Genomic DNA, 17471 nt, shown 5'->3' on the forward strand with positions numbered 1-17471 from the left:
AAAAATAATACTATAAAGATTTTAAGTTATCTTTATAGTATTATTTTTTTATTTTCCGATAAGTTTATCGCTATATAATATATGTTCAGTTAACCAAGTATTTAAAAATTCTAGTATTTTTTTTATACCTTCATCTTGGTTTTCATCCACAATTTTCAAATCCACATTATTAAGTTCTTCAATGAATTTTTCATGTGCGATTTTTTGAGAGAATCTTCGCTTGTAATTTATACTATCCATGTATTCTTCTTCAGATTTAAAATGAAATGTTGTATAGTCTTTTAATTCTTCAATAATATTTACAACAGAATCATATTTATCTAATGTGAAATTATTGGTTAGTAAATTATATGCTTTATCAGCTATCTCAAAGAGTTTTTTATGTTGTTCATCAATAAATTCAATGCCTGTTTTAAATTCTTCTTTCATTTTATACATTTATAATAAACCTCAACTTTCTTTAGATAAATAATATATTATAATTATACATTGAAAACTTATATTTTTCTATAAAATTAAGTTAATATATATTATTAATTATAATGCAATATATTACATTAAATAATAAACAGTGTTATAACAAAAATATAATTATATGTACATAGCAAACAATAACAGTATGTGTGGTTATATGCATAAAATATAATTGAAAGGAATTTATTGTATGGGATATAATGGAATTGATATCATTGATAAAGCTATAAATATTGAAGAAAGAAGAAAAATAATAATTAATAGTGTTGTAAATGAAAATACTAATAATTCTGCTGTAAAAGTAATAGCAAAAGTATTATCTAATCAATTAGATGCAATGATAAAGCATTATGAAGAATTAAGAAATGAAGTGAGTAATACAGAACTTGAAGAAATAGATATTATGACTTATGATAAAATGTCTTTTTTAATAAATGAATTTAACAATAAGTTATATAGTCCAAAAGTGAATAATGTTAGGGAATATTTAGAATTTTCACTTAATTTAGCTAAAGATAAATATTCTTTATTTGTTGATATACAAGGTAGACTTGTAAATAATACAAAAGACACTCAGCCAAAGACTTATGAAATATTAAGCAATATAATAAAAACTATAAGTAAACAAATAAGAACTATTGAAAAAACATTAATATAATAAATTTAAAGAGGAATAATTTGAAACAAAAGCTTATAATCCATTATTTACATGATACAATATATAATGGTTATGTGGATTATTGATTTAGGCAAATTTTACATAGCTAATAATAATGAAGTAGAGGTAAAGAGAATGGAATTAAATTGGAGTTTAAAAGAAATATATTCATCATTTAACAGTGAGGAATTTAAAGGTGATTTAGAATCGCTTAACTATATGATAGAGAATATTAATGAGTGGAGTAAAGAGATAACTTTAGATAAAGAAAACCTAAAAATTAAATTAGAAGAATATATAAAGAAGTTTACTAAATTTACTGATTTAGCAAGTAAATTATCAATATATATAAATTTGCTTTTAAGTGTTGACACTACAGATAAAGAAGGTTTAAAATATTCAGATGTTATAGAGAAAAAGTTAACAGAAATTGTTGAAAGCAGTACTAAATTAGAAAGATGGATTAGTAGTATAGAAAATATAGATGAAGTTATAAGTAATTCAAGATTACTTAAAGACCATGAGTTTATATTAAAAAATATAATTGAAAATAGTAAATATTTACTTAGTGACAAAGAGGAAAATATAATTGCTAGTATGAAAAATACAGGATCTAATGCTTGGCTTAAACTTAAGGATAAACTAATTTCTAACTTAAAAGTAGAAATTGAAGAAAATGGAGAAATTAAATCTATACCACTAACTTTAGTCTTAAATATGGCATATGATAAAGATTCAACTGTTAGAAAAAAAGCATATGAGGCTGAAATAGCTTCTTATAAAAAGGTTGAGGAAGGGGTAGTAGCAGCTCTTAATGGAATAAAAGGAGAAGTTTTAACTGTATGTGATTTAAGGGGATATAAATCTCCATTAGAACAAACACTTAAAGATTCAAGAATGGATGAGGAATCCTTAGATGCTATGATTTCTGCTATGAAAGAAAGTTTACCTATTTTTAGAAAGTATTTAAGAAGAAAAGCTAAAATTTTAGGATATAATAATGGATTGCCATTTTATGAATTATATGCACCGATTAATGATGCTGATATGAAGTTTAGTTATGAAGAAGGAACTAAATTTGTTATTAAAAATTTCAATACTTTTAGTAATAACTTAGCTGATTTTGCTAAGAAAGCTATAGATAATGCATGGATAGATGTAATGCCAAAGTCTGGTAAGGTAGGAGGAGCATTTTGTGAAAATCTACATTTTATAGGTGAAAGTAGATTCTTACTTAATTATGGTGAAAGTTTTGGTGATGTTGTAACACTTGCTCATGAATTAGGTCATGGATTTCATGGTGAGTGTTTAAATAATGAAACAACATTAAATTCTGATTATCCTATGCCAATAGCAGAAACTGCATCGACTTTCTGTGAAACTATAATAAAAAAAGCAGCGATAAAAGAAGCTACTAAAGATGAGGCCTTATCAATATTAGAAACTGAAATAAGTGATTGTACTCAAGTAATAGTTGATATATATTCAAGATTTTTATTCGAAAAATCATTTTTTGAAGTAAGAAAAGAAAGCGCTTTAAGTGTAGATAAAATTAAAGAATTAATGTTAAATTCTCAAAGAGAAGCTTATGGTGATGGATTAGATCAAACTTACTTACATCCATATATGTGGACTTGGAAGCCACATTATTATTATGCAGATAGTAATTTTTACAATTTCCCATATGCGTTTGGGTTATTATTTGCTAAAGGGCTATATGCTGAATACTTAAAAAGAGGAGAGTCATTCCCTAATGAATATGAAAAATTACTTTCAATTACAGGTAAAAATAAAATAGCAGATGTAACAAAAGTTATGGGAATAGATATACATGATAAAGAATTTTGGAAAAACTCTTTAAAGACAATAGAAGAAGACATAGAAGAGTTTATGAAACTTAGTGATAAATTATTATAAATTAGATGTAAAATAAAGTCAGCTATTGACCAATTAAGCATATAAATTTAAATATTAATCATGGAAGTATAACATTTACAACGCTATTTTACCATAAGGTTCAAATTTTGTAGTAAAATAGCGTTATATTTATGTTAAATAATATATTAATTGGTCATTAATGATAAAAAATATATTATAATATATGAATACTATATTATGTGGAGTGATCGTTATGTCAATAATAAATAATAAATTTAAATTAAATCCTGTGCAGATACTGGCAATAGGTTTTGTCATACTAATTTTTATAGGAGGATTATTATTATCTTTACCAATGTCATCAGCTTCGGGAGAATCAACTAATTTTTTGGATGCGTTATTTACGTCTACGTCTGCAAGTTGCGTAACTGGTTTAGTTGTAAAAGATACAGGTACATATTGGAGTAGCACTGGACAAGTAATAATTTTAATACTTATTGAAATAGGTGGCTTAGGATTTATGTCGTTTGCTACATTTATAGCTATGCTATTTGGTAAAAAAATCACACTGAAAAATAGATTAGTTATGCAAGAAGCTATGAATACATTAAGCATACAAGGTCTTGTAAAGATGTTAAGGTATGTTATGGGAATTACTTTCTCAATACAGATATTAGGCGCATGCATTTTATCAACACAATTTGTACCTGAATTTGGATTAAAAAAGGGTAGCTTTTATAGCATTTTCCATTCAGTATCTTTTTTTTGTAATGCTGGATTTGATGTAATAGGGAATTTTGAAAGTTTAACAAGATATTATAATAAGCCTGTTGTATTATTAACAGTTAGTAGTTTAATTATTATTGGTGGATTAGGATTTACTGTTTTACTTGAAATATATAATTTCAAAGGTATAAAAAAATTATCTAGTCACACTAAGTTGGTTCTTTTAGTTACTGCTGCATTAATAGTATTTGGAGGTGTTTTCATATTTGCATTAGAATATACTAATTTAAATACAATTGGTAATATGAATTTAAAAGATAAAATATTTAATTCATTGTTAGCATCAGTATCGCCAAGAACAGCAGGGGTTAATAGTATACCAATAGATGAAATGCATACTGCAAGCAAGTTTTTTACCATTATACTGATGTTTATTGGTGGATCGCCAGGATCAACTGCTGGAGGACTTAAGACTACTACTTTTGGCGTGATAATTCTTACTGTTCTTTGTGTTATAAAAGGGAAAGAAGATACTGAACTTTTTGGTAGGAGATTTCCAAAAGAATTGGTATACAAAGCTTTTTCATTGTTATTTATTGGTATGACTTTAGTTATTGTTGTTACTATGATATTAACAATAACTGATCCTAATGAATCTCTTATTTCACTTTTATATGAAGCTACATCAGCTTTTGGTACAGTGGGGTTAACTACAGGAGTTACTCAAAGGTTAAGTAGTATGGGTAAAGGTATGATAATTATAATGATGTATTTAGGAAGAGTAGGACCTTTAACAGTTGCATTAGCATTAACTAAGAGAAGAAAAAGGACTTTATATAAATATCCAGAAGCTAAAATACTAATAGGATAAATATGAGCATTAAATTTTCAGTTAAGTGAAGACGATATTATAAGAATCACTGAATTAGATGAAAATATTAGATGTGGATCAGATGCAGACAGTATTTATTCACAAGGTCATAAATAATTAAACAGCAAAAAATAAATTAGTATTAATATACTAATTTATTTTTTTGTGCTTTTTGTTAAATAAAACTAATTTGGATATTTTATTTATATTATAACGTTAATGTAACATACCTTTGAAACATAACTCCACAATAAAATAAAAGATAAAAAAACAAAAGAAAACATAAAAAAGTAAAAAACCATCAAATTCTTGACAGCATAAATTAATATGGGATAATATTATTAGAATTAGCTGTGGAATAAAAAAGATTAAATGTAAAAAAATATACTAACCAAAAGGTGGTTAATTTAAATGATTGGTAATAAAAATTTAAATGATATAATTGATATTAATTTATTAAAATCAATACAAGATAGATTAGCTGAAATTACTGGACTTGCATATAATATAGTTGATTTTAAGGGTAATCCAATTAATAATTATTCAAACTTTTGTGATTTTTGTAGTAAAGTTAGAAATACTAAAGAAGGTATGAAAATATGTTATGATACAAATGCGCATGCAGGATTAGAAGCGGCTATAAGACAAAAACCATATGTTTTTAAATGTCCAGCAGGTTTAGTAGATGTTGCTATTCCTATTATTGTAAATGGTAATTATCTTGGCGCAGTTTTTTTTGGACAAGTTAGAACTAATAAAGATAAGCTTGAACCAATTAGAAAATCAAATTATTATTCTAAAATGTGTAGAAATGATAATGAATTATTAAATGACTTCAATAACACAAAATTTATAGATTATTCTAAGATTGAATCAATATATTCTTTAATTAATATAATTGTAAATTTATTGGTTGAAAAATCTGAACTTAGTTCAATTCAGGAAGAATTAAGCTTTAATAATATAAAGCTTATTAGAGAAAAACAGGAAAGAAAAGAATTAGAAGAAAAACTTAAGTTTTGTGAATTGGATTCTTTGGAGACACCTATAAGTTTTGAATTTATTCTTAATACATTAAACACAATATCTAGTCTTGCACTAATAGAAGATGCTCCTAAAACTCAAGAAATGATATATTCTTTAACAAAACTATTTAGATATAACTTTAAAAATATTGGTAACTTAGTTTCTATGGAAAAAGCTATAGAAAATATCAAAACATATTTAAAGATACAATCAACTAGATTTGGTGAGAGAATAAGATATGAAATTAATATAGATGAAAAAATTAACCACATTAAAATACCAACTATGATTTTTTTACCATTTATAGAATATTCAATATTAAATGGACTATGCCCTAAAAAAGATGGAGGAATTATTTTTATTAAAGGAGAATGCTGTGAAAATAATGCTACTATTTTAATTCAAGATAATGGCATAGGAATTTCTGAAGATGAATTATTTTCAATATTAAATGGTAAATGCAAAAAAGGCTCTTTAGGAGCAGGCATATATAATGCTAATAATGTTCTCGTTAAATATTATGGAAAAGAATATAAAGTTAATATAAAAAGCGAACTAAATATAGGGACTAATGTGAGTTTTAAACTACCATTATAGATTTTTTTAGTAAAACGTTGATATATGTATAAGTATATAGGCAAAATAAGGACTTAGTAATTGGAATTAGGAATACTAAAATGTATAGTCTAATTACAAGAAAACTTTACCTAAAGAATATATCAACACACATTAAAAATAGAGTCTAAAATTAAAAAAATCAGGGAAATGTAAAGGGGGGAGAGCATTAGTATGTGTAAAGTATTAATAGCTTCTGATGACATTTTAGAACTTGAAGCTTTAAAAATAATTATATATAAAAAGATAAAAAATATTAGTATTGTTGGATTAGCTTGTAATAGTGATGAAGTAATTAGCATGAATAATAATTTAAATCCAGATATAATTTTTTTAGATACTATGCTTCCAGGAAAAGATGGATTTGAAGTAACTAAAATTATAAAGAAAAATTATAAAGAGAAAATAATTGTATTAATGAGTATTTATGATAACTTTGAATCTTTACAAAGGGCTTTAAAAGTAAAGGCAGATGACTATTTATTAAAACCAATCAAACCAGAAAAGGTTATAGAGATACTAAATGAATACATGAAAAATAATGAGTGTATGCTTTTAGATGAAAATCTATCTAATGAATATAAGTTAAATCAAACTTTAAATTATATAGAAAAAAACTTCAAAAAAAATATAACACTTAAAGAAGTAGCAGAGTATATGAATTATAGTACAGCATATTTTAGTAAGAGCTTTAAAAAATATGTGGGTGTTAATTTTAATAAATATATAACACAAATAAGAGTACAAGAAGCAAAACGTGTATTAAAAGAAACTAATATTAGCATAAATGATTTGGCATTTGATATGGGGTACAATGAGCCTAATTATTTTTGCAAAGTATTTAAAAAAGAAGAAGGCATTACGCCATCTGAATATAGAGAAAAAGTATGACATAAAAATATAGCTTATAGTTAAATAATTACTTAAATTTAATAAAAAACATCGATTATAATATTTACTGGAAAAATATTATAATCGATTGGACACATAAGTATTAAAAAATATCTAAGTCAACCTGTATTATAGTATATAAGAAATAGATTATTTGAGCTAAAATAAGTAAACGTATTCTTGTGGAAAATTACCTTGATTAGCTTAAAAATAAAATATCTTGTAATAAGAGGGGGAGAACTATGGATATATTAGCAAAAGGATTTATAAATCCTACTAAAAGAGTAGAAAAATTAAAAGAAGAGATATTTTCAGCAATTCCATGTATTGAAGCTGATAGAGCAATAATATTAACTGAATCATTTAAAGAAACAGAAAATGAACCTATAATTATTCGAAAGGCTAAATCTCTTGAGAAGATACTAAGTGAAATACCTATAGTAATTAGAGATAATGAACTTATTGTAGGAAGTTTAACTAAGAATCCTAGATCATGTCAAGTTTTTCCTGAATTTTCAAACCAATGGTTAGTAGATGAATTTGATAAATTTGAGAAAAGAACTTCAGATTTATTCAAAATTCCAGAAGAAACAAAATCTAAGCTTAAAGAAGTTTTTAAGTATTGGCAAGGAAAAACAGTAAGTGAATTAGCTACATCTTATATGTCTAATGAAACTAAAGATGCTATGAATACAAAAGTATTTACAGTGGCTAATTATCATTTTAATGGTTTAGGTCATATTTCTGTAGATTATCCTAAAGTACTAGAAAAAGGATTTTTAGGAATTATAAATGAAACAGAGAATGCTATAATTAATGCTGATAAAAGCAATCCTGAATATGTTAAAAAGAAAGTATTCTGGGATTCTATAATAATTTCATGTAAGGCAGCAATAAAATATGCAAATAGGTATAGTGAATTAGCTAAAAAATTAGCAGGCGAAACACTAGATATAAATAGAAAAAATGAATTGTTAAAAATTGCTGAAATCTGTAGCAAAGTTCCAGCTAATCCAGCAGAAACATTTTATGAAGCATGTCAATCATTTTGGTTTGTACAAGCTATAATTAGCTTAGAATCTAACGGACATGCTATATCTCCAGCACGTTTTGACCAATATATGTATCCTTATTATAAGAATGATATTGATAATAAATTTGCAACTAAAGAAATAAATACAGAAATTCTTCATTGTTTGTGGGTTAAATTTAATGATCTTACTAAAGTTCGTGATGAAACAACAACTAAAGCTTTTAGTGGCTATTCTATGTTCCAAAACTTAATTGTGGGTGGACAAACTCCAGATGGAAAAGATGCAACAAACGAATTATCTTATATGTGTCTTGAAGCTACAGGAAGTTTAAAATTACCACAACCATCTCTTTGTGTTAGAATATGGAGCAAAACTCCTGATGAATTTTTAATTAGAACTTGTGAATTAACTCGTTTAGGAACTGGTCTGCCAGCATTTTATAATGATGAAGTGGTTATTCCAACCTTGATTAATCAAGGTTTAACAATAGAAGATGCTAGAGATTATGCAATTGTAGGATGCGTTGAACCTCAAAAGCCTGGAAAAACTGATGGTTGGTATGATGCTGCATTCTTTAACTTAGCAAAGATATTAGAACTATCTATGAATAATGGTAGACTTAATGGCAAGCAAGTTGGTCCTGAAACTGGTGAGTTTACTTCATTTAAAAATATAGATGATTTTATAAATGCATATAAAAAACAAATAGAATATTTTGTATTCCATATGGTTGCAGCAGATAATTGTGTTGATATAGCACATGCTGAAAGGGCACCACTTCCATTTTTATCATCTATGCTTGATGATTGTATTGGCACAGGAAAGTCAATTCAAGAAGGTGGAGGACACTATCGTTTTTCAGGACCTTTAGGTGTTGGAATTGCAAATGTTGGTGATTCATTCATGGCTATAAAGAAGCTTATATTTGATGAAAACAAAATTACTTTATTAAAATTAAAAGCTGCTGTTGATAGTAACTTTGGTGAAAATGAAGATGATCCAATTAAAAAAGCAGAATATGAAGATATAAAACAATTAATTTTAAATAGAGTTCCTAAGTTTGGTAATGATATAGATGAAGTAGATGAATTTACACGTGATGGTGCACTTATTTATTGTAAAGAAGTATTAAAATATACAAATCAACGTGGAGGAAAATTCATTCCAGGATTATATCCGGTTTCAAATAATGTATATTTAGGTAGTCTTGTTGGTGCAACACCTGATGGTAGAAGTGCGTTTAAACCTTTAGCAGATGGAGTATCTCCAACTAGAGGTGCAGACGTTAATGGACCAACAGCTGCTGCAAATTCAGTATCTAAATTAGAACATTTTGCAGCTCCAAGTGGAACATTATTTAATCAAAAGTTCAATCCAAATTCTCTACAAGGCGATAATGGGTTGAAAAACTTAGGATCTTTAATAAGAAGCTATTTTGATAGAAAAGGTATGCATATACAATTTAATGTAATAGATAAAAAAATTCTTCTTGAAGCTCAAAAACATCCTGAACAATATAGAGATTTAATAGTACGTGTTGCTGGTTATAGTGCTCAATTTATTTGTTTAGATAAGGGCGTACAAGATGATATTATAAAGAGAACAGAACAAAATTTATAAATAAGTTACTATAAGTAAATTTTAAATATAGAAATAAATATAAATACTCTTATGAAAGGAAAAAGCTATGCTAAAAAATGAAGTGGATTTAAACAAAATAGGTACTGTTTTTAATATACAAAGATTTTCAGTAAATGATGGACCAGGCATACGCACTATAGTATTTTTAAAAGGATGTCCATTATCTTGCCATTGGTGTAGCAATCCTGAATCTCAAAATGTAAATAAACAATTACTTTTTAATATAAAGAACTGTACAGGATGCCATAAGTGCGAAACCATATGTGAATATAATGCTATTGATTTTAATAATCTTAATAGAATAGATAGAGATAAATGTATTAGTTGTGGAAAATGTGCAGAAAACTGTTATCCAGGAGCTCTTGTTGTTTCAGGAAAAGAAATGAGCGTTAAAGAAGTTTTAGATGAGTTAAATAAAGATTCCTCTCAATTTAGAAGATCTAATGGTGGAGTTACACTTTCAGGTGGAGAGCCATTATTACAACACGAGTTTGCGCTAGAAATATTAAAAGGATGTAAAAGCATAGGAATTCACACAACTATAGAAACCACAGGGTATGTAAATAAAGAGATTTTAAAAAAAATAGCACCTTGGGTTGATTTAGTACTTTTAGATATTAAGACGCTTAATGAAGATAAGCATATAAAATATGTTGGAGCTAGTAATAAGATAATACTAGAAAATGCAAAGTTAATATCAGAATTAGTAACTAGTACTATTATTAGAGTTCCTGTTATACCTCAATTTAATTGTGATGAAAAAAGCATACAAGATATTGCTAAATTTACAAAAAGCTTAAACAATATAACAGAGATTCATTTATTACCTTATCATAAATTAGGTTTAAATAAATATGATTGCTTAGGTAAAGAATATTTAATGCAAAATGATATTAATACCCCAAGTAAAGAAGTAATGTTAAATTTCAAAAAAATTGTTGAAGATATAGGACTAACATGTAACATTGGAGCCAATTAACCCCATTTAATTTAATATAATAGGACTATCTTAAAATAATTTTTTTAAGATAGTCCTATGCTTTTATAAATCATTGTGTTATTGGAATTAGAATTTTTAAGTAATAACAATAATAAAGTCGCAAACATTTCTTACGAAAGATGGATATGTTACAATAAAAACAGATGGAGAATCTATAAGTATAGACCAAAATAATATATAAAAGGGGGGAGATTTTAATGAATTGGATTAGAGAAATAGAGAATTATAATCCATATAATAAGCAGGAAGCTAGTGATAAAAAATTTATATTAGACTGTATAAATCAATATGATAATTTGCTTACTAGGGAAAATCCATTGGCTCATATGACCAGCTCGGGATACATAGTAAATAAAAACAGAGATAAAGTATTAATGATTCATCATAATATATATAATACATGGGCATGGACTGGTGGTCATACTGATGGTGATAGTGATTTTCTAAATGTTGCAATAAAAGAAGCTCAAGAGGAAACTGGTGTTAAAAATTTTAATGTAGTTACTAATGAGATTTTATCATTAGATGTATTACCTGTTAAAGGGCATTTTAAAAAAGAAAATTATATATCTGCACATTTACATTTATCAGTAGCTTATGTTTTAGAATGTGATGAAAATGAGGAACTTATAATAAAGAAAGATGAAAATAGTGGTGTTAAATGGATTCCTATAAGTGAAATTAATTTATATTCAAATGAACCTGATATGATTGAACTTTATAATAAATTTAATGAAAAAATAAAAAAGCTTTATTAAAGAAAAGTGTACTATATATTTAGCATTTTTAATATATAGTACATTTTATATTATTTCTATTTTTTATATAAATTTTCTTTAAAGATAGCTCCTTCTTTTATAGCCCAAGCTTGATGTGCCAAAAACATTTTGCTATATGCTTCTTCAATATTAAGCCAAACTAACTCATGATCTTTTTCTATTGGATTTGCTACTTTTTTTAATGAATCTGCTAAATAAAAATTACCAATGCTATGAATATAACCATTAAATCTACGTCCCCAATTGTAAGAAGAACCTATACATACAAATTTTTTTATGTTTATTGTGCAACCTAATTCTTCCATACATTCTCTTCTTAAACATTCTTCATTACTTTCATTTTGTTCTATACCACCACCAGGTAAGAAATATCCACCTGGCAATTTTATAACAGCTACTTTATTTTCTTTAAAGATTAGTGCATATGCACCAATTCTTTGCTTGTATTCTTTATCTTTAAGTTTTTCTCCAAATGTCATTTGTTTCATATTTATAAACCTCTTTTTATTTAATTTACCCAAATATTAAGAAATTATAATTCTATAGATTATAATAGTTGAAATCAATTTATTATTAAATAATTATATGAAGTGTGGAATAGAAAGTAAACAATAATATTAAAATTTATATATTTTATTAAATGAAAATAGAGTAATTTTATAACTAAAATCAATTTTTAGAATATTAATATAATATAACCAAAATATTGTTGTTGAAAGGGGAAACACATGTTTGATAAAATAAAATTACCATATGAATATAATGCATTAGAACCATATATAGATGCTGAAACACTAAATATACACTACAATAAACATCTTCAGACTTATGTTAATAACTTAAATAAAATATTAGAAAAACATACAGATCTGGTTGAAGGGAAAACCTTAGAGCAAATACTATTAAATGTAGAATCTTTTCCAAAAGAGATAAGGCAAGATATAATAAATCAAGGTGGAGGAGTTGCTAATCATAACTTATATTTTTATAATTTATCTCCAAATCCTAAATTAAAACCAGAAGGAACTTTATTATATGAGATAAATAGCAAATTTGCAGATATAGAGAATTTGAAAATTCAATTAACTAATTTGGCCATAAGTCAGTTTGGATCAGGTTATGGATTTTTAGTAAAAGATAATAATGGAAATTTATCAATTTTAAAAACCTTAAATCAAAATAGTCCAATTAGTAATGGGTTAACTCCAATTCTTTGTATAGATGTTTGGGAGCATGCTTATTATTTACAATATAAAAACTTAAGAGCAGATTATGTCAAAAATATATGGAATATAATTGATTGGAATAAAGTTCAAGACTTATACGAAAATTACATTATTTAAAAAAATAGGCTATGTTTTAACGTAGCCTACTTTTTTATCTAATAGTGAACCCTAATTAGCCAAAATTTCATTTTTTTATCGCTCCAGCCTAAATCCCAAGGGACATTATTTCTATCTGTATTGTGACAAGTAACTAGACTATAACCTTTAGAGTCAGCACCAGTAACAACAGAGACATGCGTTATATGACCTTTTTTTTCATAAGCTATAAAATCTCCAGGTAGTAATTTATAAGAGGCTTTGTAAACTCTCTCATAATTACCAGTAGCTACAACAGAAGCTCTACCACTGTTTAACATATAATGAGTAAATTTATCAGCATTTACCCATGGACCAGTAGCACTACCTTTATCATAATTCCAAACAGAATTTTTTTTAAATTTACCCCCTTCATGAAGCACTTGGGAAGCAAAATTTGCACAATCTCCACCTTCACAATTAAAATTTTTATATTTTTTATTGTATTTAAATTTATGTTCATCTAATGAAGATACACCACAATGTTTTTCAGCATATTCTAATGCATTCTTTCGTTTCTCATCTAAAGAAGAAAAATCTCTTGAAGTCTGATTTTTAATATGTTCTTTAATATCATCTACTTTAATGTTTTCTAAACTTAATGAATCAGCAAAGGGATCATTGTACCATTCTTTTGTTATTATCCATTCATCATCATATTTAGTGAGTCTCATTGAATGTGAAGTTCCAATTCTAGAACTGTTAATTATATTAGGTTTGTCTAAATATTCATACTTATACTCAGTGTCACATAACACATAAAAAGAACATATTTTATCACCAATATTACATTTGGTAATTTTTATTTTTGGTATTATATCTAAAAACTTAACTCCTTGCTTTTCTGCCCAGTTATTTATATATTTAACTTTCTTTTCTTCATATTCATAGGCCCATTGAGCAATTTTTGTATTATCACAATATAGACTTCTTAGACAATCTAAATCTTGAGTTAATACAGCTCTACTCTTTATTAAAAAAATATTTTCTATATGTTTTTTTAACTCATCTTCTGTGTCACTAGCAAAAGCATTTTTAAATGAAAATATATTAAATAATGTTAAAATTATAGTAAATAATATAATTGCTTTTTTTAGAGATAATTTAGTGAATTTAAATATGTACATATATTACTACCTCTTTCTAAATAGTATTTTAAGTTAATGCTTTTTCAATAATATCAATATAATTTTTTGTAGTTTCATCTTCTAAAAGAACTCCATAAAACCAATTCTCTTCATTATTCCAATTAGTAAAATACTTAGCTTTTAAAATAATTTCAGGCCTATATTCAAAGTGTAATATATCGAAATGCCCCCATTTTCCACCCCAAACAAAGTTATTATTTTCAAATGTTTCTACTAAATCTTTAGGATATTCAGAAAGCCTTTTTTGTGCATCTTTTTCAGAACCCCATTTCCAATAATCTCTTTTATCACTTTTTAAGTCAATTGCTATTCCATAAGAATGAGGACTTAACCTACCAGTACCAGATATTACTCTATAATTGTAAGTTCCACTAGCAGGATAAAGTATACTAGCTATATCATTTCTAGTTTTGCACAAAGGAACAAGGTCTTTTAAGGCATTATCTAAAGAGGTGTTAGCATTATTTTGTTTATTAAATTGGTAATTTGTATATCCATATTTTAAGTTCTTTAAATTTTTTTCTATGGCATTTCTTGAACTACCGTATACTTCATTTAATAATTCATAATTTCTACCTCTTCCAGGATCAATGCTTTTATCCATAATTACATCATTTTTATCAAGGGGATAGTACTGTTCTAACATATCTTGAAGGTCTGGATTTGCTAATTTTTCTTCATGACTTTTTTGAATTTTATCATCATATAAGATTTTTTTTCCAGATTTCATAACAATACAAACTTTATCATTGCTTTTTTCAATTCCTACAATGTCGTTAGGATATGATAACATTAAGACCAATAAATCTTGTTTCATTTGTACTTCATAATCTCTAATTTCTTCAGCCTTTGATATTATAGGTATATTAAAAAATATAATAAAGCATATAAAAAAAATACTCAATTTTCTCATAAATTTTCACCACCATTTAAAACTAATATGAATATAGTTTATCCAAATAAGAGTATGTTTATGTGCTGAAGAAATTTTACTTATCTTAACATTTAAAGTAAAACTATAATATAAATAAACTTAAGATATATTTTCACTCTATTTATATAAATCACAGATTCTATCACTACAAATTTTAGAAGATTTAATAACCATGGACACTCCATTACCTGGATGAGTAGAAGCACCTGTAAAGAATAGATTATTAATATTTTTGATTTCACATTGAGGTCTAAATATATTAGTCTGATTTAGTGTATGACTTAAACCAAATGCAGTTCCACCATATGTATTGAATGCGTACTTAAAATCAAGTGGCGTTAAATATTTTTCAAGTATTATATGTTCCTTTATATCACTGAGGGTATCTATTGATGATAATATATCTAAAAGTTCTTTCTTTATCATATTTTTGGTTTTTAAATTCCAAGTAATATTATTATAAAGTAAATTAGGAACTCTAATCATAACATTAATACATTCATATCCATTTGGACAAATAGTGGTATCTACTGAACTAGGGCAATAAATATATATTGATGGATCTTTTGAAAGTATTCCTTTAAAAGGAGCTTTTAAGTTTTTCTTGAAATTTTTATTTATATAGATATTATTTACGTTAAGCATAGGATATTTCTTATCTAAGCCTAAATATAAAATAAATGTTGAACAAGAATATTTTAATTGTTCTACTGGTTTGACTGAATCTTTTATATCCTTATCCTGTATAAGATTATCAATTGTATAAGAGTAATCACTACTGCAAATTACTGCATCTGCATTTAATTTTTGATTATTAACCATTACCCCTATAGCTTTCTTATCTTCAAATAATATTTTCTTTACATTACAATTAGTATTTATAATTCCACCTTGATTTAATATTAAATTTTCTAATGCTTTTATGTAAGAATATATTCCCCCTTGCATATGATATAACCCTTCTATTTGAGTTACAGCTGGAATTGAATTATATATATTTGATAAAGTGTATGGTGATCCTCCTATATACATAGTTTGAAACATAAAATAATTTATAAGCTTTTCATTTTTAATATATTTCTTACAATCCTTATAAGATGAATGAAGTATTTTCAAATCAAGATGTGTATTACTAATTATAGATTTAAAAAAATTATTATTATTAGAAAAATTTTGGTTTAAAAAATACTTGTTTGCAATTTGATATTTTTCATAATTAGAAGATAAAAAGTTGAAATAACCGTATATGTCCTCTATATCTCCATTTGTAATTTGGTTGATATTTGAAGAAAGTGATGAAAATTTATTTGAAAAATCATAAATGCTATTATCAGAATAAAACACTCTATAGAGTGTTTCTATAGGAATAAGAGAAAAATAGTCCTTATAATTTTTATTACAATACTCAAAAACCTCAATATAGTCTCTAAAAAATATGATTAATGATGCTGTTAAATTAAATTTAAATCCATTAACTTCAAAAAAGTTAGTTTTCCCTCCTATTGTTGAATTTTTTTCTAATACTGTAACATTAAAACCCCTTGATAAAAGGCGTGCAGCTACAGATAGTCCACCAATACCGCTTCCAATTACTATGATTTTTTTATTCATATCTAATACCTCATACAAAAATTAAATAAGTAGAAAAACCAATATTTTATTGATTTATTCTTTAATTTTATTGTTATTATTGTCAAATAATCAACAAATAATCTTGGTAAAATTATACACACTGAAAAGGTGATCGATAAAGCATAATACAAATTAATTAAAATAAAATTATTAATTAATTTGAAGGAATGAAAAATAGTGTTATAATGAGGTATCATAGTTATGAAACAAAGCTATGTTTTATAATTGATATTTTAAAACATAGCAAATAAAAAAAGAAAAGTGAGAAGATTAAATGAAATTTGAGAAATTAGAAAAAACAATAAATAAACTAGATGCTGATATTGAGGCATTAAGAAGAGTTAAACACTATTTGTCAAACATAGATGAAATTAATGAGATTTCTGATCTTTTAAATAAGGAAAGACAAGTATATTCAGATGAGTTATATTTAGAAGATCCAATGGCTTACAACAAATGTTGTGAAAAAATAAGAGACTTATTAGATCAAAAAATTGAAAAAAATGAACAAATAGAATTATTAGAATTTATAAAAGAAGCTCATGGAAGAAAATCGCCTAATGTTAGTAAAAAAAGTCATGGACTTAATGCTTGGCTTAAATTCCTTGATATTGAATGTAAGTGGATTCAAAATCCAGAAACTGATTGGTCAGTGTTAATAATAATTGATATTGGAGCACACAATCAAAAATAATACATATTAATCCTTATTTTAACATATATAATAAGGTGAAAATTGTTAATAAATAAGCTAATGATATTAAAAGTATCATTAGCTTTATTAATGAATTTTATATTGGTGT

15 protein-coding genes are annotated in these 17471 nt (G+C 25.7%); 10 read left to right on the forward strand and 5 right to left on the reverse strand.

Annotated features, from left to right (window positions below; translation table 11 throughout):
• Positions 1-48: 48 nt before the first annotated feature.
• Complete coding sequence (locus NG904_RS07635; RefSeq protein ID WP_252212231.1) at positions 49-438, reverse strand: bacteriohemerythrin; 390 nt, start codon at positions 436-438, stop codon at positions 49-51.
• A 226-nt stretch (positions 439-664) separates the two neighbouring features.
• On the opposite strand from NG904_RS07635, the gene NG904_RS07640 reads away from it, so the two are divergent.
• The 8 genes from NG904_RS07640 (at position 665) to NG904_RS07675 (ending at position 11572) form a co-directional block, all read left to right on the forward strand.
• Positions 665-1132 (forward strand): hypothetical protein, encoded by a 468-nt coding sequence (locus tag NG904_RS07640; protein ID WP_252230846.1) that lies wholly within the window; start codon positions 665-667, stop codon positions 1130-1132.
• A gap of 135 nt (positions 1133-1267) precedes the next feature.
• Positions 1268-3049: a M3 family oligoendopeptidase gene (locus NG904_RS07645; protein ID WP_252230911.1), complete on the forward strand. Its 1782-nt coding sequence runs from the start codon at positions 1268-1270 to the stop codon at positions 3047-3049.
• Between the two features lie 214 nt (positions 3050-3263).
• A complete protein-coding gene (locus NG904_RS07650) occupies positions 3264-4607 on the forward strand; it encodes a TrkH family potassium uptake protein (protein ID WP_252212234.1) in 1344 nt (447 codons plus the stop codon).
• A gap of 411 nt (positions 4608-5018) precedes the next feature.
• Positions 5019-6230, forward strand: a complete 1212-nt coding sequence (locus tag NG904_RS07655) for a sensor histidine kinase (RefSeq protein ID WP_252230848.1) — start codon at positions 5019-5021, stop codon at positions 6228-6230.
• 192 nt (positions 6231-6422) lie between these two features.
• Positions 6423-7139, forward strand: coding sequence for a response regulator transcription factor (locus NG904_RS07660; protein WP_252230850.1), 717 nt, complete (start codon positions 6423-6425; stop codon positions 7137-7139).
• A 242-nt stretch (positions 7140-7381) separates the two neighbouring features.
• On the forward strand, positions 7382-9793 hold the full coding sequence (locus tag NG904_RS07665) for a glycyl radical protein (protein ID WP_252230852.1): 2412 nt from the start codon (positions 7382-7384) through the stop codon (positions 9791-9793).
• A gap of 67 nt (positions 9794-9860) precedes the next feature.
• Entirely contained in the window at positions 9861-10793 is a 933-nt protein-coding gene (locus NG904_RS07670; RefSeq protein ID WP_252230854.1) for a glycyl-radical enzyme activating protein, read from the forward strand.
• 218 nt (positions 10794-11011) lie between these two features.
• Positions 11012-11572 (forward strand): NUDIX hydrolase, encoded by a 561-nt coding sequence (locus tag NG904_RS07675; RefSeq protein ID WP_252230855.1) that lies wholly within the window; start codon positions 11012-11014, stop codon positions 11570-11572.
• Between the two features lie 56 nt (positions 11573-11628).
• Here the strand turns inward: NG904_RS07675 and NG904_RS07680 are convergent, their stop codons facing one another.
• Entirely contained in the window at positions 11629-12081 is a 453-nt protein-coding gene (locus NG904_RS07680; RefSeq protein ID WP_252230857.1) for an NUDIX hydrolase, read from the reverse strand.
• Between the two features lie 240 nt (positions 12082-12321).
• Between NG904_RS07680 and NG904_RS07685 the strand changes: the two genes are divergently transcribed.
• Entirely contained in the window at positions 12322-12936 is a 615-nt protein-coding gene (locus NG904_RS07685) for a superoxide dismutase (RefSeq protein WP_252212241.1), read from the forward strand.
• A 38-nt stretch (positions 12937-12974) separates the two neighbouring features.
• On the opposite strand, the gene NG904_RS07690 is transcribed toward NG904_RS07685, so the two are convergent.
• From NG904_RS07690 to NG904_RS07700, 3 genes are all read right to left on the reverse strand, one after another.
• Positions 12975-14081 (reverse strand): amidase domain-containing protein, encoded by a 1107-nt coding sequence (locus tag NG904_RS07690; protein WP_252230859.1) that lies wholly within the window; start codon positions 14079-14081, stop codon positions 12975-12977.
• A 28-nt stretch (positions 14082-14109) separates the two neighbouring features.
• Positions 14110-15015 (reverse strand): M15 family metallopeptidase, encoded by a 906-nt coding sequence (locus NG904_RS07695; RefSeq protein WP_252230861.1) that lies wholly within the window; start codon positions 15013-15015, stop codon positions 14110-14112.
• Between the two features lie 138 nt (positions 15016-15153).
• On the reverse strand, positions 15154-16647 hold the full coding sequence (locus NG904_RS07700) for a phytoene desaturase family protein (RefSeq protein WP_252230863.1): 1494 nt from the start codon (positions 16645-16647) through the stop codon (positions 15154-15156).
• A 295-nt stretch (positions 16648-16942) separates the two neighbouring features.
• On the opposite strand from NG904_RS07700, the gene NG904_RS07705 reads away from it, so the two are divergent.
• Positions 16943-17362 (forward strand): hypothetical protein, encoded by a 420-nt coding sequence (locus NG904_RS07705; RefSeq protein WP_252230865.1) that lies wholly within the window; start codon positions 16943-16945, stop codon positions 17360-17362.
• The last annotated feature ends 109 nt before the right edge of the window (positions 17363-17471 follow it).

This window comes from Clostridium sp. ZBS15 (assembly GCF_023845705.1).
Classification (GTDB): Bacteria; Bacillota; Clostridia; order Clostridiales; family Clostridiaceae; genus Clostridium; species Clostridium aquiflavi.